21 protein-coding genes and 1 pseudogene are annotated in these 24,175 nt (G+C 41.8%); 3 read left to right on the top strand and 19 right to left on the bottom strand.

All coding sequences use genetic code 11. The features are described from left to right. The first annotated feature begins 250 nt into the window (after nt 1-250). Entirely contained in the window at nt 251-409 is a 159-nt protein-coding gene (locus tag MKX97_RS01940) for a hypothetical protein (protein ID WP_176132525.1), read from the top strand. 156 nt (nt 410-565) lie between these two features. Here MKX97_RS01940 and MKX97_RS01935 read toward each other — a convergent pair whose 3' ends face one another. Together MKX97_RS01935 and MKX97_RS01930 are read right to left on the bottom strand one after the other, a co-directional pair. Then, complete coding sequence (locus tag MKX97_RS01935; protein ID WP_342536802.1) at nt 566-1,495, bottom strand: DMT family transporter; 930 nt, start codon at nt 1,493-1,495, stop codon at nt 566-568. A 97-nt stretch (nt 1,496-1,592) separates the two neighbouring features. Then, complete coding sequence (locus MKX97_RS01930) at nt 1,593-2,378, bottom strand: SDR family oxidoreductase (RefSeq protein ID WP_342536801.1); 786 nt, start codon at nt 2,376-2,378, stop codon at nt 1,593-1,595. A 273-nt stretch (nt 2,379-2,651) separates the two neighbouring features. On the opposite strand from MKX97_RS01930, the gene MKX97_RS01925 reads away from it, so the two are divergent. Together MKX97_RS01925 and MKX97_RS01920 are read left to right on the top strand one after the other, a co-directional pair. Beyond that, nucleotides 2,652-3,179, top strand: a complete 528-nt coding sequence (locus MKX97_RS01925) for a sigma-70 family RNA polymerase sigma factor (RefSeq protein ID WP_342536800.1) — start codon at nt 2,652-2,654, stop codon at nt 3,177-3,179. Continuing rightward, nucleotides 3,172-4,500: a DUF4179 domain-containing protein gene (locus tag MKX97_RS01920; protein WP_342536799.1), complete on the top strand. Its 1,329-nt coding sequence runs from the start codon at nt 3,172-3,174 to the stop codon at nt 4,498-4,500. Before MKX97_RS01925 ends, MKX97_RS01920 begins: the two co-directional genes overlap by 8 nt. A 184-nt stretch (nt 4,501-4,684) precedes the next feature. On the opposite strand, the gene MKX97_RS01915 is transcribed toward MKX97_RS01920, so the two are convergent. The 17 genes and pseudogenes from MKX97_RS01915 to MKX97_RS01835 form a co-directional block, all read right to left on the bottom strand. Continuing rightward, nucleotides 4,685-6,283, bottom strand: a complete 1,599-nt coding sequence (locus MKX97_RS01915) for a BCCT family transporter (RefSeq protein WP_342536798.1) — start codon at nt 6,281-6,283, stop codon at nt 4,685-4,687. Between the two features lie 328 nt (nt 6,284-6,611). After that, complete coding sequence (locus tag MKX97_RS01910; protein WP_040758594.1) at nt 6,612-7,127, bottom strand: flavin reductase family protein; 516 nt, start codon at nt 7,125-7,127, stop codon at nt 6,612-6,614. A gap of 42 nt (nt 7,128-7,169) precedes the next feature. Continuing rightward, nucleotides 7,170-8,621 carry a cytosine permease gene (locus MKX97_RS01905; RefSeq protein WP_009766377.1) on the bottom strand — a complete coding sequence of 484 codons (1,452 nt, stop codon included), beginning with the start codon at nt 8,619-8,621 and terminating at the stop codon, nt 7,170-7,172. Nucleotides 8,622-8,785: 164 nt separating this feature from the next. Continuing rightward, on the bottom strand, nt 8,786-9,460 hold the full coding sequence (locus MKX97_RS01900) for an isochorismatase family cysteine hydrolase (protein ID WP_078817520.1): 675 nt from the start codon (nt 9,458-9,460) through the stop codon (nt 8,786-8,788). 91 nt (nt 9,461-9,551) lie between these two features. Beyond that, complete coding sequence (locus tag MKX97_RS01895) at nt 9,552-9,827, bottom strand: YciI family protein (protein ID WP_009766379.1); 276 nt, start codon at nt 9,825-9,827, stop codon at nt 9,552-9,554. 10 nt (nt 9,828-9,837) lie between these two features. After that, nucleotides 9,838-11,286, bottom strand: a complete 1,449-nt coding sequence (locus MKX97_RS01890) for an aldehyde dehydrogenase family protein (protein ID WP_342536797.1) — start codon at nt 11,284-11,286, stop codon at nt 9,838-9,840. Beyond that, nucleotides 11,287-11,616, bottom strand: a complete 330-nt coding sequence (locus tag MKX97_RS01885) for a hypothetical protein (protein ID WP_342536796.1) — start codon at nt 11,614-11,616, stop codon at nt 11,287-11,289. A gap of 46 nt (nt 11,617-11,662) precedes the next feature. Continuing rightward, nucleotides 11,663-13,144 carry an aldehyde dehydrogenase gene (locus MKX97_RS01880; RefSeq protein ID WP_009766382.1) on the bottom strand — a complete coding sequence of 494 codons (1,482 nt, stop codon included), beginning with the start codon at nt 13,142-13,144 and terminating at the stop codon, nt 11,663-11,665. Nucleotides 13,145-13,163: 19 nt separating this feature from the next. Beyond that, nucleotides 13,164-13,961 (bottom strand): alpha/beta fold hydrolase, encoded by a 798-nt coding sequence (locus MKX97_RS01875; RefSeq protein WP_078817521.1) that lies wholly within the window; start codon nt 13,959-13,961, stop codon nt 13,164-13,166. Next, nucleotides 13,961-14,539, bottom strand: coding sequence for an amino acid synthesis family protein (locus tag MKX97_RS01870; protein ID WP_009766384.1), 579 nt, complete (start codon nt 14,537-14,539; stop codon nt 13,961-13,963). Before MKX97_RS01870 ends, MKX97_RS01875 begins: the two co-directional genes overlap by 1 nt. A 1-nt stretch (nt 14,540) precedes the next feature. After that, nucleotides 14,541-15,689 carry an LLM class flavin-dependent oxidoreductase gene (locus MKX97_RS01865; RefSeq protein WP_342536795.1) on the bottom strand — a complete coding sequence of 383 codons (1,149 nt, stop codon included), beginning with the start codon at nt 15,687-15,689 and terminating at the stop codon, nt 14,541-14,543. Nucleotides 15,690-15,702: 13 nt separating this feature from the next. Next, nucleotides 15,703-16,389, bottom strand: a complete 687-nt coding sequence (locus MKX97_RS01860; protein WP_342536794.1) for a GntR family transcriptional regulator — start codon at nt 16,387-16,389, stop codon at nt 15,703-15,705. Between the two features lie 147 nt (nt 16,390-16,536). After that, a pseudogene (locus MKX97_RS01855) lies at nt 16,537-18,139 on the bottom strand (BCCT family transporter). 539 nt (nt 18,140-18,678) lie between these two features. Beyond that, complete coding sequence (locus MKX97_RS01850) at nt 18,679-20,424, bottom strand: methyl-accepting chemotaxis protein (RefSeq protein WP_342536793.1); 1,746 nt, start codon at nt 20,422-20,424, stop codon at nt 18,679-18,681. 137 nt (nt 20,425-20,561) lie between these two features. Continuing rightward, complete coding sequence (gene pcaC / locus MKX97_RS01845) at nt 20,562-20,951, bottom strand: 4-carboxymuconolactone decarboxylase (protein WP_009766391.1); 390 nt, start codon at nt 20,949-20,951, stop codon at nt 20,562-20,564. A 946-nt stretch (nt 20,952-21,897) separates the two neighbouring features. Beyond that, the gene (locus MKX97_RS01840; RefSeq protein WP_342536791.1) at nt 21,898-22,653 is read right to left on the bottom strand and encodes a sulfite exporter TauE/SafE family protein; all 756 of its coding nucleotides are present in this window, start codon (nt 22,651-22,653) and stop codon (nt 21,898-21,900) included. 22 nt (nt 22,654-22,675) lie between these two features. Then, the gene (locus tag MKX97_RS01835) at nt 22,676-24,166 is read right to left on the bottom strand and encodes a tripartite tricarboxylate transporter permease (protein ID WP_342536790.1); all 1,491 of its coding nucleotides are present in this window, start codon (nt 24,164-24,166) and stop codon (nt 22,676-22,678) included. Nucleotides 24,167-24,175 lie beyond the last annotated feature (9 nt).

Genomic DNA, 24,175 nt, shown 5'->3' with positions numbered 1-24,175 from the left:
TCGATCTGCAGTCTAAGTATTGAATTTTAGTGCGGTGACGGTGGGGAAATAAGAATAAATTTATAATAAAAAAATGCTAATTCTTAAGAAAATAAAACAGGAGTGGAAGCCATAATTTTTGCCCCCCTCCTTGTATTAACATTTTACAATTCCTCTAAATTTCGTTCATTCCATGAGTATGATTTAATGAATGTATAACCACCATTAGAGTTTTTTAATCAGAGAGGCGGACTTAAGTGATATAAATTAAGTGTCAGCATATTTTTTGTTTGTTGTGCTATCGAGAGATGGGCTACTCGGAGAAATACTCGACAAATATGACGAAGATTACAACAACTTATTTGAAAAGTTTCCTGAAGAGCGTAATACAATTGCAAAGACAAAGGCATTTACATACTTGGCACTGTAATTTTAAAGCTACTCAGTCTACTATAGGTGAATTCCCGTTCTTACAAGACGTCAATGCATGAAAAAGTCCGAATATCCTCTGTCTCACTTCCGTTTTTTGTATCTCACGAATCGTTAAAATAATAGAAATACTCTTGCATCTCCTATTAACTACGACTCATTCGACGCCCTTGTCTTCAGTCCCCATTTTCCTCATGCTCCGCATATAATATTCCAACGCTCCTGAACCAAGCGAAACCCCGAGGACAATAAAAATAAGACCAATAAAATGAGCAGGCAACAGCTTTTCACCTAAAAATAAACCTGCACCAATCAATGAGAAGAACGTATTTAAGTTCAGAAAAATCGAAGCTCCCGCTGCACCAATCTTTTGAATCATTGAGTTATAGACCATATGACCGATAGCAGTTGCAAATAGGGCAGAAAAGAGAAAAATCAACCATATCGAAATAGAGCCAGTGCGCAAACTCGTGATACCATTCGGCTCTTTCCAAAGAGCAATCAGCAACAGAAACAGGGAACCAATTAACAACATATAACCGGTCAGCAGTCTAGCATCCATCTTTTCAGAGGCTTTTTTTATAATAATAAAACTGAATGCCTGTGAAAGGATTGCCAACAGTATTTCCATGTCTCCTATCGAAACTTCACCCAGCCCTCCGCTGCCGGCAAGCACGGTAAAGCCGACCCCAATACCACCCAACAAAAATCCTGATAAGCGCCAAATCGTCAGTTTTCCCTTTAATATGATGACGGATAAAACAGCTGTCAGCAGAGGTCCTAATCCCAAGATTAAACCACCATTCGCAGCACTCGTCTTTCCAAGCCCATCAGATAGAAAATAATGATGGGCTACAACACTCGTAAAAGCTCCGCCAATTACCAACCCCCACTCTTCCCTGTGTGGCAGCCGAATTTTCTTCATGGAAAACAAGATAATGAATACCATGGAGGCAGCAGTGAATATTCGAACAGCGGTAATGGTGATCGGAGCAAAGTGATCGACAAGTACTTTTAACGCTGAGACATTGACTCCCCATAACAACATAACTCCAATTAATACTATATAAATCTGACTATTTTTCACGGCAAACAGCCTTTCCTTTCCTATCCTATATTTAACTTATAAAATCAGTATATCAACTGAGTTGCTGCACTAGTTAAGGATAGGCGGCTGCAAACCGTTAGACTACGTTCACCATGCCACCATCCACTAACAATGTGCTTCCCGTTAAATAGGAATTTGCATCTGAAGCCAAGAACGTCACGACCTTCGCAAATTCTTTCGGATCTCCATAACGCCCCAACGGTATGGATTCAAGCTGCTCTTTCTCAAAATCTTCTATTGAAACACCCTTTTTCTGTGCATTTGATTCTCTAATATGCTCCAATCGATCTGTAAGAATGAGACCCGGACCCACAACATTCACCAAAATATTATAAGGAGCCAGCTCTGTAGCCAATGTTTTGGACAGGCCGACAACACCTGTCCGGAAAACATTTGATAAAATCAAACCAGGTATCGGCTGTTTGACAGAACTGGAAGCCAGGCTGATAATCCGCCCTCCGTTCTCTTTCATGTCCGGAACAACTTCTCGTATAAAACGGATATAGCTCAGCAAGGTCAGTTCGAACGCAGACTGCCACGCCTCGTCATCGAAATCAGCAAACGTTCCGGCGGGCGGTCCGCCAGCATTATTAATTAAGATATCAATCTTGCCAAATACTTTTCGGCTATATGCAACTAGCGCCTTAATCTCTTCGTAGTTGGTAATATCACATGCATGATAATCGACATTCCCTTTACCCAGCAATCTTATTTCCTCTGTAACTTTCCGCAGTTTCTCCGCATCTCTCCCGGTTATCATGACGTTTGCGCCTTCATTCAATAACTCTTCCGCAACAGCTCTGCCAAGTCCTTGACTAGAAGCAGATATGAGGGCATGTTTACCTGCCAATTGTAAATCCATATTGTCATCCCTCCTATAGTTTAGTAAATATTCAATCTTCCTCAGTGTAAACTTGAGTTTCCTAAACTGTCAATTTCTCAAAGGTCATGAACTGCCTGATGAGAAAAATGAAAGTACAATAATCGTTTTTAAAAAACTATAGAATAAATCAAACAAGGTTGTTCCTTGTACAGTTACCCTTCATCATGATTTAAAGCCCACTACCTCAATTCACTTGAAACGAAACCAGCTCGCAAACAGTCTAACCAATGTCCGGACGAAAGGAGTGCCACTATGAATTATTCAAAGTTGCTGAAAAAAGCGCAAAAAGGGAATGATCAAGCATTCTTGACATTAATTGACCAAGAGAAAGAAAAGTTGTACCGAATTGCGTTTACGTATGTGAAAAATGAGACAGATGCGCTCGATATTGTGCAGGAAACGATTTATAAGGCGTATACCTCGATCTCCAGTTTGAAAGAAGCTGCTTACTTTTCCACTTGGCTGACGAGAATTTTGATCAATAGCTCGCTAGACTTTATTCGAAAAAATAACAAAGTGATCCCCATCGAACAAGAGTCGTTGGAAAGAATTGAATCACATCAAATTGCCTTTTCAGAAGACAAATTGGACTTACTGCACGCGATCGATCAACTGGAGGAAAAATACAAAACGGCTGTACTGCTGCGTTTTTATCAAGACTTGTCTGTCAAACAAATTGCTAAGATTTTGGAATGCCCGGAAGGCACCGTAAAGACCAATTTACACCGGGCCATCAATAAATTGAGAACTACTTTTAAGGAGGTATGCATCAATGAATAAACAACTGCATGATATTAAAAAAGCGATCGATAAAATTGAAGTTCCCCATGACAAGCTGAATCAAGCCATCCACGCTGGCGTCAATCAAGCGAAAACTAACGGAAAGACCACTCGACGAAAGTTTTACCCAATGCTGGCAGCCGTTGCAGCCACAACGTTTCTGACAATCAGTTCCGCCTTCGTCTCTCCTACCATGGCTAAAGTTTTATCGTCTGTCCCTGTGTTGGATTCCGTGTTTGAAGTAGCGGGCGATATGGGATTAGTTATTGCCAGCAAGCGGGGTCTCTCGGAAGGTATCGGGCAAACCGTTACAGACCAAGGGATTGGTTTGACCATCCAAGATGTCTATTATGACGGTACTCGTCTATCGGTGGGATATGTTCAAGAATTCACCGGCGAGCGCGGAAGATTGGGAGAGCTGCAACTGAAGGTGAATGGGAAAGAAATCAATTTTGGAGATGGCAGAACTGGAAAACCTTTATCCGACACGCAATATGCAGGCGTCATCGATATAGCCCCTGTCGGCGAGCTGCCCGATTCATTTGATCTCCAAATAGGACTAAATGAAATAGGCGATGTACAGGGAGCATGGAATTTCAAAATACCTGTGTCAAAGGCAAAAGAAGACGCACGAACGATCGAATCCAATCAAACCGTAACTTATCAAGACCAAACGATTAGTATAAACAATGTGAAAATAGGCGCCGCGGGTATTAAACTATCGCTTACACTCACTTCGCCTGACGAAATGAGCCTACAAATGATTGATGATCATCTCCTTCAATTCAATCTACTGAATGACAAAGGCGATGCCTTGACCATGTTAGACAGTCGCGGTACAGGATTAGTGGAAAATGGCAAACACGTCATGAACATGGAAGTCCGATACGAGCCATTGCAAGAAGACTCCGAGACTTTGACCGTAAGCCCGTTTCTAGTGCCTGTTGACACGGGAGCACCCGAAAAAGTGGAAAATGTTCTACAGCCGGATCAATTGCCTATGTCCATTGACCAAGGTGACATGGGATCGATCATCATTAAAGATATTCAATACGAAAAAAATCAAACCCTGCTCACTTTCGAAACAGCACGTGATTTTCCTTACGATGGACATTTCCAATACAACACACTTTGGTTGGAGGATGCAAAAGGAAATAACTTAGCCAACAATACACAAGGATATCCTGAGCGTATTCAATCCAACACTTACGTCCAAGAGTTCCAGAAAGTCAAACCGAATGAGCCATTGACATTGGTTACTTTTGAAATGCCTTATTTAAAAGTGTTGAAAGATTTGGAGGTTGCCATACCCCTTGATTAATTAGCATTTTTTCACGATGCGGAACATGTTGGGTACCCGTGTCACCACGGCAATAGAAAGTAAATACCATTCTGAATTCAACTGGAACTCTATAAAGATATAAAAAACAACGCGAATCTCCTATCGATTCGCGTTGTTTCTTTTCTTGTTTCTTCTATTTAAATAGTGAGCGATTTGGTACATTTCACAACTGACTCTTTACTTCCATTTCACTATCTATTGCATCTGCCTCGACAATCTCTTTCTCTTCCTTAACAATCCCTTGTTCAATAGCCAACACTTTCGCAACTTTCGGCGCGTACCACACCACGGGAAATAAAAGGATTGATACCGGAATTGCAGCGATAACGACAAACGACTGCAATGCTCCGATGCCTCCACCCCCTATTTTGATTAGAATCGTTGCAATGGTAGCCATAACAACAGCCCAGAACACACGAATAATTTTAGGGGGATTTCCGTCACCAGTCACAGCCATTGAAATGGAATATGACATGGAATCTACGGTCGTCACAACGAATAACGTTGTCAAGATCAAGAAAACAGAAGGCATGATGGCTCCCAAAGGCATTTGCTCTGCGATGGCGATGATCGCGCTCGGCAATCCGCCTTCTTCTAACGGACCACTGACAGAACCTGCGTTATTTAATTCATAGAAAATACCTGTTCCGCCAAGTACCGTGAACCAGAAGTTTGTAATGATCGGCGCGATTACCGCAACCACTACAAATATCTCACGAATTTTTCTTCCGTTCGATATTCTTGCCACGAATAATGCCACCAACGGGCCAAAACCAATAAACCATCCGAAGAAAAAGAGCAACCAACCGCCAAGCCATGCTTCATCGCCACGGAATGTGCTTATATTTATGAATTCGCTAATATACGTACCATAGGAAGACATGAACGAGTTGATGATGAATAGACCAGGACCAAATAAAAGCAAGAAGGCGGCAATCACTACAACTAAATTCACATTCAGCTTACTTAAAAATTGGATCCCTTTTTCAATACCTGTAAGCGTGGATACAAGTACGACTCCTGTCAAAATAACGATCACAGAAAGCTGTGTACTAAACGTATCCGGTATTCCGAAAATTGAACTGAGCCCATAGCTGACTTGTAACCCAAGAAATCCAATCGGACCAATTGTGCCTGCTGCGGCGCCGATAATACAAAACACATCCGCTGCCGTACCCCATTTGCTCGTTAAAATCCTTTCTTTCAATATCGGATATAACAGAGTTCTGGGCTTCAACGGCATCCCTTTATGTTTATGCGCGTAAATCAAAATGATCGAACTGATAGCACCATAGACAGACCATGCAGTAAAGCCCCATGACATATAGCTTTGAGCCAAAGCAGGCCCGATCGCTTCATCGGTGCTACCCGCTATACCTTTATGCATCGGGGGCACGTCCAGAAAATAATACATCGGCTCTGCCGCTGCCCAGAAGACACCGCCCGCTCCAAGTCCCGTCGTTAAGATTACGGCTACCCATTTAAAATAAGTCATTTCAGGCTTCTTGGCATCGCCCAGGCGGACCTTACCATACTTGGACCCTGCTATTACCGCCCCCACCACAAAGGTGGCCATCATGAGAAACTGCCAGTACGCGCCAAAGTAATGAATCGACAAATCAAATCCTTTATTCACAAAATTACTGACCGCATCCACTTTAAAAAATGAAAACAGCACAAATGCTACCAGTACGCCTCCACTGCATAGAAACACAGGCCAATCTATCTTTTGACGAATATTCTTCCAATAGTCTTTCGTCATAATTCTCCTCCAAAATTTCGATTTGTTACAAATTTATAATGTTATGCTGAGTAAACCTTGATTCCACCTTTCCTCATACTTTTCAACACCAATCTCAAAAAAAAAAGCAACACGACTTGAATTCGTGTTGCCTGTACTATTCAAAAACTTATAGTACAGAATATATCGTACTTGTGGAACTGTCAATGCATTATCTTGTATTTCCAATTTAGCAAAGTGTTCCGATTGTCTGAATAATTGAAGACTCGGTGTGGAGGCAGGTATCCTGAGACATAAAAAGCCAAGAAACTTTTCGAAAAAAGTCTTGGCTTCTTACTCTTATCTATTATCAAGAAGGAGAGTTAATTGGCTCGTAAAATACAGGAGGAACCGAGCCGAAACATCTGCGGTGATACAGCATCGGTTCTTTCGTTGTATCAGCCTGTAAATCTATCACTTCGCCAATTAAAATAGTGTGATCGCCCGCTTCAACCGTTTGGAACGTCTTGCATTCAAACACTCCGAAAGCACCGTCAATGATTGGCAACCCATTTTCGGAAAGCTCCCATTTGCAATCAGCGAAACGATCTTCAACTTTGCTTGCGAATGTTTTGCATAGCTCTTGCTGCTCGCCAGCCAAAACGTGAACTGCAAACTTCCCGCCTTTTGTGAACGCTTCCAAAGAAGATACTTTATGATCGATTGACCACAGTACCATAAGCGGATCCAACGATACGGAAGCAAACGAGTTAACTGTCAGACCTACTGGTGTTCCATCTTCATTGGTTGTAGTCAGGATTGTAACTCCTGTCGGATAGTTCCCCATGATTTGTTTAAAAAGATCTTGTTTTTCAATATTTCCCATCATCTATCTCTCCTTTTCCATTTTGTTTTTTACTGGATTCTCTTATGTTAATTTTGGCTGCTTGCCTTTCAATGATATGAGACTATAAAGTACTGCCGTAAATAGAATTGTTGGATATACCGCCCCTACTGAATTATTAAGGAGCCCCGAGTTACTAACCGATAAGAAGAATACAACACCCAAAGCCCAAACTGCCACGGCTTTAAGATTGACGCCTTTGTAAAACCAGTAGGCGCCTCCAACTTTCTCGAATTCCCGTACATCATATGAGCGCTTCTTCACTATGAAATAGTCAGCTACCAATATTCCAAGCAATGCACTTAAAACCATACCGATATAATCCAAGAAGCCCATGAACGTATCCAAGAAACTAGCTAGATACAGTGGTACGAGCATTAAGAATCCTGCTAGGACGGTCACCATCCAAATGGAATGCAAAGGCTTTACCTTTTTCGTCACATTCGTGATGGAGATTCCTGCCGCCATCAAGTTTACAACGTTAGTCGTCACACACGCTACTACAATGAGGATCAATGCAAACGATCCAAGTCCCAAATTCGTTACGATGGAACTGGGGTCTGAATTATCCGGATTGTACACCCCGGTAGAAAGCGCTGCACCAATCGTAGCGATAATTCCGATAAAAGCAAACCACAGAAGTGAAACGTATGCCCCTACAAGTGGAGCGACAGTCGCTGTTCTCGCTGTCCGCGTATATCTTGTGAACTCAGCAATCCCGAGCACCCAAGCCAAACTAAACGCAGCCATGATATCCACAGCTTTTCCAACCGGCACAACAGATTCTGGTGGTGCTTTCCAATCCAGGATGGCTGATAGCGGATGCGTATTCAAGACGACAACTGTTATCCAGACACCCAATATGAGAACCAATACGATTCCAATTCTTTCAACAATCTTAATGGAATTCCGTCCTAATGATACGGCCAGCAAGTTCAGTAAACTCATGAATACAATCCCAAGTATCATCGGTCCCTTGCTGCCTGGTTCCCCGTATGCCGCCCATCCAAATAAATCTTTTAAAATAAAACTCATTGAAATAACGGCAATAAATGTATTAACTACTGCCCATCCCAGGAAAACAATTGTGTTTAAAACTGTAGGGAGAAGACTTCCTTTAATTCCGAATGCTGGTCTAGTTAATGCCATAGTAGAGGTTCCTACTTTAAAACCCATGTAACCTACCAGTGCCAATATTAGATAAGCGATTGGATTGGAAATCAATGTAACCCCAATTGCACCCGCAAACGCCATCCCAGCTACTGTTCCTCCTACATACCAGGATGCGTTGTTTGAGTTAGCTCCAACCCAAATCGCCACCATGTCGAAAAAACCAATATTCCTTTGACTCATAGGGACTTCTTCAGTCGCGTAATGTTCTTCAGTAGTAGCATCTAGTTGGTTGTTCAGTGGTGTTTTAGCATCTACCTCTATCGTTACGCCTACTTCCGCTTCTACTTTTTCGATAGACTTCATTTTCTTCCTCCTTTTTTAACAATTTAACTGAAAGGTTAAAGTCCTGCACTTCTATAAGTAATGGGGTGCTTTTATGGTTTTATCGAACTTAATGAAGGTTTAAACTCTGGCTGAATTTAAATGGCTCGAAAAAATACGGACACCATAATGCCAAAAGTAATTGATTATACAGTACAGCTTACTGTTAACTTGTCATACACTTCTCTCAAATTATCAGGTGTAAATTGTAATTCATCCGGCTCATTGGATTTCCAAACATGATACGATTCTCCCGATAATTTATTGCACATTTGATCGGCATCAAATATAGAAATATCATAGACCCAATTAGCCATCATACAAACCGCTGCCATATGCGCTCCATCTGTAGTAGTTCCACAAATATCTTTCACCAGGTCGATCTGATAATCACGATAGTAAGCGTCCATTACAGTCGAAAGGACACAGACATCGGTTAGAACTCCACCGACAATTAGGTTCTTTATGTTCAAGCTTCTCAACATTAAGTCTAAGCTGGATTCATGAAAACCACTGTATCGATATTTATCTACAATGATATCACCAGGTTGATTTCTCAAATCACTGATAATTTCTATCGAGTTGGAGTCAGTGTGGTAATAAAGAGGCTCTCCATTTTGGTCGACAGGTTCTCGGTTCGCAAGCCCAATCCCATCCCCTCTATTAATATGGCGCGTATAAATAATAGGAATTTTCTTTTGTCTGCATACTTTGATTAAATCTGCTGTCTTTTTGATGATTCGATCCATTCCAGGAACAGCAGACGTACCGCCCTCATTTTGGAGGTCTATCAAAAGCAATGCTGTATTCTGCCCATCCAATTTACGGCCTCCTTCCTGTTAATCGTTACCATGTACCATGCAAGTAAATAAGGAAAACCTATCTCTTTTTCTTTGTTCAACAAAGACAGTGTCACTTTAAAACCTCACTGATAATGGGTTTCCATTCTTTAAGCTCAAGCCGTCGGACTTTCTCCACTACATGAGGGTCGGCCTCCGCCAACTTCAGTGCTTCCTCATAAGAATTCGCTTGATAAATAACTAATCCGCCTGATTGATCGGCAAAAGGGCCACGGGCAAAGATCTTCCCTTGTTCATCCAGCTCATCCAAGTACTTAATATGACGCGGACGGACTTCCTCATTTTTTTCAGGCTGAATCATATGCAAAAATGCCGCGTAGTAAGCCATACATTGCCTCCTAATTACGATTCCAGACGACTAATTTCATTTCCGTCATTTCTCCAACCGCATATTTCAATCCTTCTCTTCCATTCCCGCTTTCCTTGACGCCGCCATAAGGCATGTTATCCACTCGGAAAGTTGGAATGTCATTGATCATGACGCCGCCTACATACAACTCATCCGCTGCATATAGTGCCGTGCTTATATCATTTGTATAAATTCCTGCCTGAAGTCCAAAACGCGAATCGTTTACTTTCTCGATTGCTTCATCTACTGATTTCACTTTGTCTACGACTAAGATTGGAGCAAACACTTCATTACAGGAAACCTTTTGATTCGGTTCCGCTTCAGTCAAGATTGTTGGCAGTAGGATATTCCCCTGTGCTTCTCCGCCCGTTGCCACTTTTGCGCCTTGTCTTTTTGCTTCTTCAATCCAACTCAATGTCCGTTCCACGTCTTTTGAAGAAATCAAAGCGGATACATCAGTTTCTTCATGTAACGGATCACCAATAACGAGTTTTTTTGTTTCTTTCACGATTTTCGAAACGAATTCATCATATAGGTTTTCGTGAACGTAAGCGCGTTGAAGTGAGATACAAACCTGTCCTTGGTTAGAGAATGCACCTGACACACAGCGAGAAACGACTTTATCAAGGTCTACGCCACTGTCAATAATCACAGCTGCATTTGAACCTAGCTCAAGAGTCACTCTCTTCAATCCTGCCCTGCTTTTTATTCCGATACCAACCGCCGGACTGCCTGTAAATGTGATCATCTTCACTCGATTATCTGTTACGATTTGATCTCCGACTTCTCTGCCGTCTCCTGTGATGACATTAATCGCGCCCGCTGGCAATCCTGCCTCCAATAAAAGTTCCGCTATAAAATAAGAGGATAATGGTGTTTGTGCAGCCGGTTTCAAAACAATTGTGTTTCCAGTTGCGATAGCAGGACCGACTTTATGTGCCACCAAGTTCATCGGGAAATTAAAAGGTGTGATGGCACCGATTACTCCTAGCGGCTCTCGCACGGTGTAGGCCAGGCGATTCACTCCGCCCCGAGCCGCATCCAGTGGAAGAGTTTCTCCATGAATACGTTTCGCTTCTTCTGCTGCAAATTTATACGTCTCAATTGTTCGGATTACTTCACCTCTTGCAGTTGCAATTGGTTTTGCTGCTTCCAAAGCAATGATCTCAGCCGCTTCTTCAGAACGCTCCTGCAATAAGGAAACTAAGTTTTCCAAAATTTCCGCTCGTTGATAAGCAGGCATTTTCGCCATCACTTTACGTGTTTGTAAGGCTGCTTCGATCGCTTGATCAGCTTCTGTTTTTGTTGCTTTAGCAATATGGGCAATTACCTCATCTGAATACGGAGAACGCAATTCAGTATACTCTTCTGTTTCCACCCATTCACCATTAATAAGTAAGTGTTTCGTTTGTAAGCTCGCTAGTGATTTATTAGCCATCTATTTTACCCTCTTTCTGCTGGTGGTGGCTATATTGGATTGATACTTCATGATTTGAATGATCTTATTTTCTTCTTTTAAATATTCTTCGATTTTCAAGCTTAACCCGCCACTTCCGAATTTCACACGCTGCTCTTTCGTTCCGCTTGTTCTTTTAATATATTCAAGGAAGACCAACACATTTTTACGCCTTTCTAAAATTTCTTCAAATCCTCTATCATAGAAAAACGTGTCTATTGTGTTGTAGAGACCTTTATTCACTCCAAATCGATCATTGCAGAGACGTACGAATGCTATATCCGGCAAATGAATCGCTTTTTCAATATGCATATCGGTTTCTCCTCTCTCTCTCTATATATTAATTGCCCGCTTCGGCTTAGCGCATGATGAATGGATCTGGCATAGGCTCGCTTGATGTGTTGATCCAAACCGCTTTGCTTTGTGTATATTCATAAATTGCATCGAAACCGCTTTCTCTTCCGTGCCCGCTTAATCTCGAACCTCCGATTGGCATAAGTGGCGAAATACTTCTGTATGTATTCACCCATATGATACCAGCGTGAACGGCTTTTGCTACACGGTGTGCTCTTGCGACGTCTCGAGTCCAAATTCCTGTGGCTAGGGCGTATTCCGTACCATTGGCCAAAGCAATCGCTTCTTCCTCATCTTTGAATGGGATGATGCTCAACACAGGTCCGAAAATCTCTTCTTGGGCAATACGTGCGTCGTGGTCAATCAACTCTATGATTGTTGGTTCAAAATACCAACCTGCGTCGGTATTCTCTGGGGTTTTCCCGCCGATAACGATTTTGCCGCCTTCCGCCTGGCCGATACCCACATATTCTTTCACTCGTTCTAGTTGCGCTTCCGTTGCAAGTGGTCCCATTTCAGTATCATCTAGGAGGGGGTCCCCTATTTTAATTTGTTCGACGCGTTCCACTAGCTTTTCAAGCACTTGATCGTAAATGTCCACGTGGAGCAACGCACGGGATCCCGCTACACAACTTTGTCCGGATGCTCCGAATATCCCTGCAATGATACCCATCGCAGCGCTTTCAGGATCGGCATCTTCAAAGACGATATTCGGTGATTTCCCGCCAAGTTCCAAGGATACTTGAGCGAAGTTTTCCGCTGTATTCCGAACGACATGACGTGCTGATTCGCTCCCGCCTGTAAAGGCTACTCTTCTTACGAGCGGATGAGCTGTCAACGTATTGCCGACCGGCATTCCAAAACCGGTGACTACATTGACAACGCCTTTTGGAAATCCTGCTTCTTCAACATACTTCATCAGTTCAAGAAGTGAAGCGGATGTCATTTCAGATGGCTTAATGACAATCGTGTTCCCTGCCACTAAAGCTGGGGCTAATTTAATCGTAGTTAGGTATAGCGGCGAATTCCATGGTGTGATTGCCGCAACTACGCCTAGTGGCTCTCTTGTCGTGAAGGCGAAAATATCCTTCTTGTCTATTGGCATGGTTTGGCCGTGGATTTTATCCGCCAACCCTGCGTAATAATAGAAAAATTCGGGTAAATAAGTGAGCTGACCGCGCATTTCCCGAAGTAATTTTCCATTATCCCTCGTTTCGAACTCCGCTAGCTTCTCAATATTTTGAGAAATCAGCTCTCCCAATTTATGCACGAGTTTACCGCGTTCTGTGTAGGTCATCTCAGCCCATTCCGAATTTTGAAAAGCTTCATGTGCTGCTTGCACTGCTCGATTCACATCTTCTTCCGTACCTTTGGCGACTTCACACCAAGCTTCACCCGTTGCTGGATTATAGCTAGGGAAGTATTCACCGCTTTCCGATTCTACCCACTCACCGTTAATATACATTTTATATTTTTTCAATGACATCCCGGCACACTCCTTTCATTCAATTGACATGCTTTTGGATAAATGAATGAATCGCCTGATTTACGATTTCCGGCTTCTCGACAGGTAACATATGTCTTGTATCCGGAACAACCAACAACTCAGAATTCAATAGTTTTTCATGTATTTGCTGCGACATTTCCGGTGTCGAACCCACGTCATATTCGCCTGTTATGATGAGTGAAGGAACTGTAATGTCCTTCAACTGTTGCCAAACCTCTTCATCCGCTGTCGCAAATAACGTATAGGCAGCTATATACCCATCTGCATTATTTGTTTCGAGGCGGTGTCTCACTTCATTGACAATCTCCTGATTCTTTTCCTGAAACTCTTGGTTGAACCAGCGCTGAATCGCAGGCTCAATTGTGACTTGCGGCCCTAATTTCTTCACTTCTTCAACTCTCGCAGCAATCGCTTTTCTCTGCTCGGACGTTCTGTTGGCGACCGAATTCATAATGGTCAAGGTTCTAATTTTCTCCGGAAATTTGGCGGCAAATGACTGTGCAACCATTGCTCCCATGGAGAATCCTACTATATTAACTTTCGGAAGCTTCAGCTTATTCACAAGCGTGGACAATTGCTCGACAAACTGTGAAAGTGAATAAGGACCAGGAGGATGCGATGATCCCCCGTGTCCCAACATGTCATACGTAATTACGCGGTAATTTGCAGACAAACGATTCACTTGTTGTTGCCACATTGCATGATCCAGTCCGACACCGTGAATAAAGATTAACGGTTCTCCCACTCCTTTTTCTTTATATAAAGTGGTTTCTTGATCATACGAAATGTTTGACATTAGGCAAGACCCATCTCAACCATGTCTTGGTGGCGGTCACCGGTTCTTGGGAATGGACGGCCAGCTGTCGAAACACTGATTGCAACTACAATTTCATTTGCACGTGGTGCATCTGGAATCGTCGCTTCGAAAGTCAGGAAGTGAGAACGTTTAGAGTCTTCGTTTTTGTGTACCATGGGAATAAGTACAGCAGTCCCTGCACCGCCGCGTTTGTTCGTAAACGGCAAGATGCTTTTTCCTTCGACAGCGTCGCGGAACTTATTACCGAACTTCAATGTATGGATGAAAGCAGAAGCATGTTCCATTTCACCGTCAACACCCACTACTGCAGCTTTACCGAAAGCTTCAACATCATCTGCAGAATCAATATGCTTAAATAATTCCTTCACTAGAATCTCTCCAATTTCAGGAGCATACTCATTAATTTCCGGCATTAAATCTTCTACATATCCTCTTTCAACCCAAGGATTCTTCATAACCAACATCGTTGTGATCATTTTGATCGGCTGGTCTAATTGTTTGCCACCTTCCATACGAGTTTCTTCGATAGCTGTATATACTTTACGAACTTCTAACATATTAATTTACCTCCAATTTTGTTTTTGCGAATTTTGGCATAACTTCTTCCGTAAATAGCTTCATGCTCTTCATGATTTTTTCATGCGGCAATGTGCTGTGATTTGTCCATAGCAGCAAGGTTTCCAAGTTCAACTCATCTTGGAGTTCCTGAATCTTACCTGCTACGTATTCCGGCGTTCCAACCAACATATTTCTATGGAACAAGAAGTCAAAATCAAGTTCCTGTCCTTCTTTCAGCACTTCACCCGGATCAAGCAAGTTGCTGAGGCCTCTCCAATGGCAGATCCAGCGGTACGTATTTAGTACAGCCTCTTCGAAATCCGCACGGGCTTCTTCCATTGTTTCTGCGACATAGACATCACGCACAAGTGCAATTCCTTGGCCAAGTGGTACTTCAACACCTCTTGCTTCAGAAGCTTTATCACGATATAGCTCAAAACGTTGCTTCAGCTCTTTTACAGTCGGCATCCAGAAGATCCCGTTAATTCCTGTTTGAGCAGCGATTTCAATTGAACGAGGTGAGTCAATTGTTTGCCAAATGTTCGGCATGCGATTTTCGTAAGTGTTCGGCATAAGCGAGATTTTGCTGATTTCCCCTTTTTCCATATCCATGAATTCTGGAGAAGGCGGGCTCATCGGATGTTTCCATGACAACCCGTCTGCCGGGAAATTGAAGTACTCGCCTTTATGGGAGAAGAAACGGTTAGACCATGCTTTTTTCATGACTTCCAGTGTTTCTTCGAATACCGCTCGGTTTTGATCGTTATTTTTCGGATCGGATAAAGGATTCAAGTTGGCTGCTTCCCGACCGTACAAACCACGGGCCAACCCTACTTCTACTCGGCCTTTACTCAACTGATCGAGCATTGCAATATCTTCTGCCAAACGTAAAGGATGCCAGAACGTTGCTACGTTTGCTGCTTGACCAATTCGAATATTTTTTGTACGAGCTGCAATATCTGCACCCATCATGAGCGGATTTGAGATTAACTCATTTCCCTCGTGGCCAAAATGATGTTCCGTATACCAAATAGATTCGTAACCGTTTTCATCGCAATAAATCGCTTGCTCACGAGCCTCGTCCAACACTTTATAATATTCGTCATGGCGTCCTGGGCCTGATAGGTTTGCAAATACTCCAAATTTCATAATGTTTCTCCTCCTAATTAACTGAGCTCGCACTCATCTTTTTGGCAATCCCTGCTTTCAATCCTTTAGCACTTGCTTCGACATGACGTCTCATCGTGCCTTCAGCTTCATCACGTTTGCCTTTCAAAATCACTTCTAGTATCACTTGGTGTTCTTTAAGCGATCTAACTAAACGTTCTGGATCGTTGATACTTATATAGACGTAGCGTTGGTATGGAATTTGATTCAGCATCAAGTTAAGTAAATAGCTTAATTTGGAATTGTTCGCTCCTGCCAGAATCGCCGCGTGAAACTGTTCATTCGCTTCCACGTATAGATTCGTATCATTTTTCCGGGCGGCAACTTCCATTAAATTGACGGCTTCTTCAAGTTCTTTGATCGCTACCGGGTCCTGGCTTTCCGCCAAGAGTCCTGCTGCAAATCCTTCTAACGCTTCCTTTACTGTGAAAAGCTCATCAAGCTCTTGTTCAGTCGGCTTTCTTACACAAGTGCCTACACGGGGAATGATTTCGACGAGCCCTTCTCTTTCCAATTGTTTCAGCGCTTCTCTAATCGGAGTCCTGCTCACTTCGTAATACTGAGATAACGCTGCTTCTGACAATTGCTTTCCGGGTTCGTATTCTCCTGAGGTAACTGCCTCTCGTATTGCATTGGTAACTTGTGCCGTTATACTGACCGTTTGTATTTTCTGTGTAATCACAATCACCTCTCTTTGTATGAATCATGTCCACGGTAATAACTTCTTCATATCGAATTAGTAATCTACCATGTACCATACAAGCTATGAGATGAGTATATTATCTAACTTTTCAAATGTCAACGAGTATTTAGATTATTGTAATATATCTTATTGGCTTTTTAATTCTGTTTCCCGATCAGCTGCAACTTCTTTGATCATGACCATATCTTGCTCCTCTTTGACAATCCCTTGTTCAATCGCCAGCACTCTAGCAACTTTCGGTGCATACCATACAACTGGAAGTAAAAGGATCGATACCGGAACTGCTGCTATTACAACAAAGGATTGTAATGCCCCGATTCCTCCACCGCCAATTTTAATGAGAATTGTAGCGATAGTGGACATAATAACAGCCCAAAACACGCGGACAACTTTCGGTGGGTTTCCATCTCCCGTCACAGCCATTGAGATGGAATAAGACATGGAATCTACAGTCGTCACAACGAATAACGTCGTCAAGATCAAGAAAACAGATGGCATTATGCTTCCTAACGGCATTTGTCCTGCTATAGCGATGATCGCACTTGGCAATCCACCCTCTTCTAAAGGTCCGCTGACAGAACCTAAGTTTTTCAGCTCATAGAAGATACCTGTTCCACCAAGTACAGTAAACCAAAAGTTTGTAACGACCGGTGCTATGACAGCAACTACTACAAAAATTTCACGAATTTTTCTGCCGTTCGATATTCTCGCCACGAATAATGCCACCAATGGACCAAAACCTATAAACCATCCAAAGAAAAACAGCATCCAACCGCCAAGCCACGCTTCATCGCCACGGAATGTGCTTATATTTACAAATTCACTAATATACGTCCCATAGGAAGACATGAATGAATTGATAATGAATAAACCAGGACCCAGTAACAATAAAAAGACGGCAATCACCGCAACCATATTCACATTTAGCTTACTTAAAAATTGAATCCCTTTTTCAATACCTGTGAGCGTGGATACGAGTACTACTCCTGTCAAAATAACGATCACAGAAAGCTGTGTTATAAACGTATCAGGTATGCCGAAAATCGAACTTACCCCATAGCTGACTTGTAACCCCAGAAAACCTATTGGGCCGATCGTACCTGCTGCAGCCCCTATAATACAAAACACATCGGCAGCCGCACCCCATTTACTCGTTAACACTTTTTCTTTCAATATCGGATATAACAGAGTTCTAGGCTTCAGCGGCATTCCTTTATGCTTGTGCGCATAAATCAAAATAATCGCACTTATTGCGCCGTAAACAGACCATGCAGTAAATCCCCATGACATATAACTCTGAGCTAAAGCGGGTCCTATTGCTTCCTCGGTACCTCCTACAATTCCTTTATGCATGGGAGGCACATCCAGAAAGTAATACATAGGCTCAGCTGCTGCCCAAAAGACTCCCCCCTGCACCAAGACCAGTCGTCAGGATTACAGCTACCCATTTAAAATAAGACATTTCGGGTTTTTTTGCGTCACCAAGACGGACTTTGCCGTACTTTGATACTGCTAATACCGCTCCAACAACAAAGGTAGCCATCATAAGAAATTGCCAGTAAGCCCCAAAGTAGCGAATGGATAAATCAAATCCTTTATTCACAAAATTACTGACTGCATCCACTTTAAAGAATGAAAATAATACGAATGCTAACAGTATGCCTCCACTAAATAAGAACACAGGCCAATCAACCTTTTCACGAATAAACTGCCAATAGTTTTTCGTCATAATTCCCCTCCTAATGTTCAATCTATTAACATGTACACAATATGAATGCAAAGAAACCTTAGCTCTTGAGTCTCTCTCCTCCCCTAAATGTTTGATAGCGTTTACATACAAACATAATTTCCGCTCCCTTTGCATGTACCATACAAGAACTTGTATTACAGAATATATCCTACTTTCAAAATTGTCAATATACTATCCAGATTTTCTTACCCGTCCAAACCTACTTTTTATACACTATTAAAAACATATTACCAACGGACTATTTAAATAATAGATTAAAGTCATATTTCATTGTTTATCCACATAAGATCAGTTGATCAAATTAAACGTTTTTACGGCTCAGTTCCATTTTACTTTATATTCAATAACTATCTGTATACGAAAAACAACGCGTACAAATCTTGCATCGCGTTGTTTTACCATTTCGTCTAATTAAAATATAAGCGCCCAATATCTTTCACTGATCATTCAATACTTTGAAAACTGTTACAAAGATTCGTCCAAAAATCAGGACGCCGAGCTCCTCACCTGCCCATTAATCATTTTACTTTGAACTCCCCAATTAATGTTTGGAGTTCCTCTGATATACGGGACAATGAAAAAGCTGAAGCAGCAATTTCCTCCATAGAGGCAAGTTGCTCTTCACTCGACGCTGCTACACTACGGGAATGGTTGGAGGAATCCCTAGCGATTTGATTCAACTCTTTAACTGAGACCGTGATTCGCCCGCTGTTTCCCGACATTTGTTGCGTTGTGGTTGCTACGCCTTGAATTTGGCCGGCAACTTGGTTTAACGAATTCAAAATGGACTCAAACCTTCGTTCGGTCTCATTAACGATTTTGATCCCGCTGCCCACTTCTACATTTACTCCATTCATGCCTACAACTGAGTTATCTGTTTCATTCTGAATTTCCATGACTAAGTTTGTAACATGCTGCACAGATTCTGTAGATTGATCTGCCAGGACCCGGACTTCATTGGCAACAACAGCGAATCCATTTCCATGTTCACCAGCCCTCGCTGCTTCAATCGCCGCATTCAAAGCTAGTAAATTTGTCTGCTTGGCGATATTTCCTATGACTTCTACGATCGTACCGATTTTCTCAGAGTGAACTTTTAATTTTTCAATCGATGAACTAGACTCTGCGGCCGTCGTGCGGATCATATTCATTTGGCCTATCAACTGTTGCAAAAGCTTATTTCCTTCTTCTGCCTCCGCCGATGAGGTTTGAGCCACTCCTGAAACGCCCAAGCAATCGGTCGCAATCTCTTGCAGTCCTGTATCCATCCTGGTCATCATCTGTTCGATTACATCCGCGCCTTCTGTCTGTTTTTCTGCCCCAAGATCTACTTCCTGGATTGCTGCAACAATATGTTCAGTTGCTTCTGTATTTTGCTCTGCATGCGCCGTTAATTGTTCTGCGGACGCTGCAACTTCATCCGACGTAATTGTAATTTTTGTAATCAATTGGCGAACGTTGTGTATCATTTGCTGGAAACCTTGGACGAGTATCCCTATTTCGTCCTTATTTTTCACTTCCAGAACATCTACTGCGAGATTTCCTTGCGCTACTTGTTTGACTTGACTTGATAATGCCATCAAAGGATTGGAAATGCTGCGTGAGAAAAAATAAATAATGACTGCCCCAACCGCTAGAGATAAAGCAAGTGTAATGGCAAGTGCGGTCATGATCGCCTTTGCCCTTTTATTAAAATCCTGATAGAAACTGTTCGTACTCAAAATCCAACCCCAAGTCGGTTCCAACTCCGCATAACTGACATTCAACGCCATTTGACCAGGACTGTCCGGCAGCTCCCACAATGTGTCCATATAGGTTGACCCATCGGCTTGGACATTCTTAATCATATTTTGAAAGAAGTAATCTCCATCGCTGTCTTGATAGTCCCAAGTGTTCGTACCTTCCAGGTATGGATCCGCAATTTGGTTCCCTTGCTCATCAATAATATAAAAATAACCATTCTCACCGAGGTCTATGTTTTTATTAATAGGGCGGGTACCGTCAGCTGACTTCTCTCCTAAAACAGATACTTTTACATATTCTTGTGCATCTTCCAAGCTGATATTCCCTTGCTTCACTTCTTGATCCATCATTTTTATTGTTTCAATTGCTTGCTTTACACTGTTTTTTAACATTAATTTTCCTGACTCGTTCAGGCTGTACAAAGACAATTGATAGCTTATGATCCCGATCAAAAGTGCAGGTATACATAAGAACAGAAAAGAAACCAACATTATTTTTCTTCTTAGATTCAGATGAAACATTAGAATATTCCCTCCTTTATGAACTAAATTAAATCTAAAAAAGAGCTGTTTGACAATTAATGGTCCATTGTAACAGCTCTTTTTTCTTTACATCCTATTTTACTGTGTAGAGCATCTATGGGTTTGTTTAAAAACCCTCAAACTTCTTTTCCACTCTTATACTCTTCAATAATTTCCTTTGCATTTCTAAAACTATCGATCGCAGCAGGAACTCCACAATAAATTGCTGTCTGCAACAACACTTCCTTAATCTCTTCTTCAGTAACGCCATTATTTAATGCACCTTTTATATGAAGTCTTAATTCATGAGGTCTATTAAGTGCCGTTAACATTGCAATATTAATAATGCTTCTGGTCTTTCTAGGCAAGCCTTCCCGCGTCCAAACCTCTCCCCAACAATACTCCGTTACCAGTTGTTGCAGTTCTTTATTAAAATCTGTAGCAGACTCTATTGACTTATTGACATACTCCTCCCCCAACACTTCTTTTCTTACTTTCAAGCCCTTTTCAAATAGTTCTCTCCCCATTTTCAGCACACCTTTCTAAAAATTAAATTTCACCTTAGAATTCATACTCAAAAAGCTAAAAATATTTATGATACCCCCCAATAATAACTAGCTTTTTGTATGAAGACTATACACTTTCATTGACTAATTAAAATAACGACCGGCTTGCATGTACCATACAAGAACTTGTATTACACAATATAACCTACTTTCGGAATTGTCAATATACTTCTTATCAACCTAATCCGGTCGTCTTGTCTTTTTTGTTCATTACCTGAACTAGATTAGTTATGTACTCATGCAAGAGTTAGAGTTGATTTACGCTATTGCCGGTAGGAAGTCATCCAAACTCCTTATGCGTCATAATTTGCAACTCTACTTTGTTCGCCGTATCAAGGGTCAGGTACCGAAACATTTTTGAGTTAAGAGGGGGATCTGGTTCTCTACTCTATAAAATCGCACAAATACTACCGACATAACTAACCACATATAAGTACCAAAAAATTAACTCTTTAATTAGTATCCTACTAATTGTCTTTCATCATCCTTTTCCGCCATCTGTTCAATTTACTTATGAATTTTTCATGCCGTTCCGAGGGAACCTCAGATCCTACTTTCCCTTCCTTCCCGGCACTTTTCAATAGCATATACGAAAAGGCAACACGACATGAATTCGTGTTGCCTGTGATGTACAAAAATTCACACAACAGAACATATCCTACTTTTAGTAATGGCGCCTGTATGAAAAACAAACGTAAAAATTCTTGAATCATATTTGTTTAAAAAACCGTGAGTATTCAAACAAACACAATAGTTCCTTGCACAGGCACCCTTCAATGACTGCCAAACCTGTAGCGGACTTTCACCTTCAATTTATAGCCCCTGCCGGGCGCACGAAAAAGCGTCAAATAAGCATATTTCTGCCCATTTGATGCTTTTGATTATATATTTTTCGTTCCACTGTGCATCAATTTCCAAGAAAAAGTTTTATTGAAATTATGGATACAACGACAATCAATAATATTTGTAAAACCTTTTCAGGAACTCTCGACGCAAATCGCCCGCCTAGATTACCTCCAATTGCACTGCCAAGCGCAAGCACTATGGCAAATGTCCAATTAACATTCCCGTTTTTGATAAACACGAACGTGGAAATCAGCAGATAGATCGTAATGACAAACGTTTTGATGCTGTGCATCTCCACCAGTGTCTTGTTCGGATACAGCAGCAACAGTGCGATGATAATAATAAAACCGACACCAGCCTGAATGAACCCGCCATAGAATCCGACAATCAAAAATGCGAAGGTGATCAAAATCCCCCGTAACACATTTGACTGGATCTTCACTTTTTTAAAGTATCTCTGGGGTTTCACTGTCAATAACACGATAATAATCAACATGAAAATACCAAGCGTGTTATTAAAGATTTTATCTGACAAATCGATTGCCAAGTTGGCTCCGTATACCGAACCTATGACTGCAGGAACCGATAATATCAGTCCCAATTTCCAATCAAAAAGTTTATTCTTCCTGAAGTGGAGCATCGCAAAAATATTCTGCACGATGATCCCTATACGGTTTGTACCGTTTGCCGTCGGCGAGGGAAGACCCATGAAAATCAGTATGGGCAACGTAAGCATCGAGCCACCAGCAGAAACGATATTGATAAAACCGACTAATATACCTACAAAGAATAATAACACTAGTAAGGATATTTCCATTTGTATTCAACCTTCTTCATCATTAAGTTATTGGTTCTTTCTTTCTAAACCCAGTAATGACAGGCCATGCAATAAACAAGAAGGATACAATAAGCAAAGTCAAGCTGATCGGTTTCTCAAAGAAAATTGAGTACGATCCATTTGAAAGAACCATGCTCTGATGATAACTTTTTTCCAACAGTTTACCTAATACGACAGCCAATATCAAAGCAGAGAACGGTATATTTAATCTGTTGAAGATGAATCCGATGACACCGAAAACAATGATGATCCAAAAATCAAACAGACTATTTTTAAAAGCAAAGGCACCCGTGAAACACAGCACAACAACAGTAGCCCCAAGCAAATCTTTAGGCACTTTCATTATGGTGCTCGTCAAGAACTTTGCCATAAGCAGGCCTAAAGGGAAAATAAAAATATATGCCGCCAAAAATGCGACGAGCAACAGATAGGATATTTCAGGGGCTTCTTTAAACAAAGCAGGCCCCGGCTGAAGTCCATGGATCATAAGCGCTCCTATGAACAAGGCAGAAACCGAGTTTCCGGGAATCCCAAGTGAAATCAAAGGGATCATGGAACTTGCAACAACCGCATTGTTTGCAGCCTCCGGAGCCGCCACCCCTTCCGGAGCTCCCTTGCCAAAGTTTTTCACTTTATTCTTCAGTCGTCTGACTGTCGAATCATAAGCCAGGTAGATGGCCATAATCATCCCAGCACCTGGCAGGATACCGACTGCTGTACCCATTGTGCCAGAAATCAATGTGGTGGGAAGTATGCGTTTGAACAGCTTTTTGTCTGGTAAAATACGGCCGACTTTCATATTTCCATCAGTTTTCTTCGTGACAGCTTCAAAGATCATTTCAAAAACAGCTGTCACCCCAAATAAACCAATCATTAAAGTGACAAGAGGAATTCCATCCAATAAGTTAGCATTTCCGAACGTAAAACGACCTTCTCCTGTTTGTGGACTCATACCGATTGTGGAGATGAAAAGCCCGATGATTACCGCGATCATACTTTTGACGACATTTCCGGTAGCCATTCCAATCACTGTACAAAAGCCAAGAATAATCAGCGAGAAGTACTCCGTTGGACCAAACTTCAGGGCTTGCTGAGCCAAAACCGGGGCAAACAGGAGTAATGTGAATCCGCTGATCACACCACCAATTACAGAACTAACGGTACTTATCCCGAGCGCCTGTCCAGCCAGCCCCTTTTTTGCCATGGGATAGCCGTCAAACGTTGTCACGACTGACGAAGCGGTACCGGGTATATTCAAAAGAATTGCAGGGAATGATCCTCCAAAACACGTAGCACAATAGATCCCTACAAGCAAACTCAAACCATGCTGTGGTTCCATACCAAATGTAATGGGGATGAGCACCGCAATTGTAATATTGTCATTCATGCCGGGCAGCGTACCGACCACCAGGCCAATCATTACACCCCCTACCAAGAAAAGCAAGGTAGATATATTCATTAGTTCGTTTATTCCTATAATGATTCCTTCCATCACTCAATC

It is taken from the genome of Sporosarcina sp. FSL K6-3508 (assembly GCF_038615825.1).
Lineage (GTDB): Bacteria > Bacillota > Bacilli > Bacillales_A > Planococcaceae > Sporosarcina > Sporosarcina newyorkensis.
Note: the sequence above shows the minus strand (reverse complement) of the source record. Positions and strands in the feature narration are given on the sequence as shown.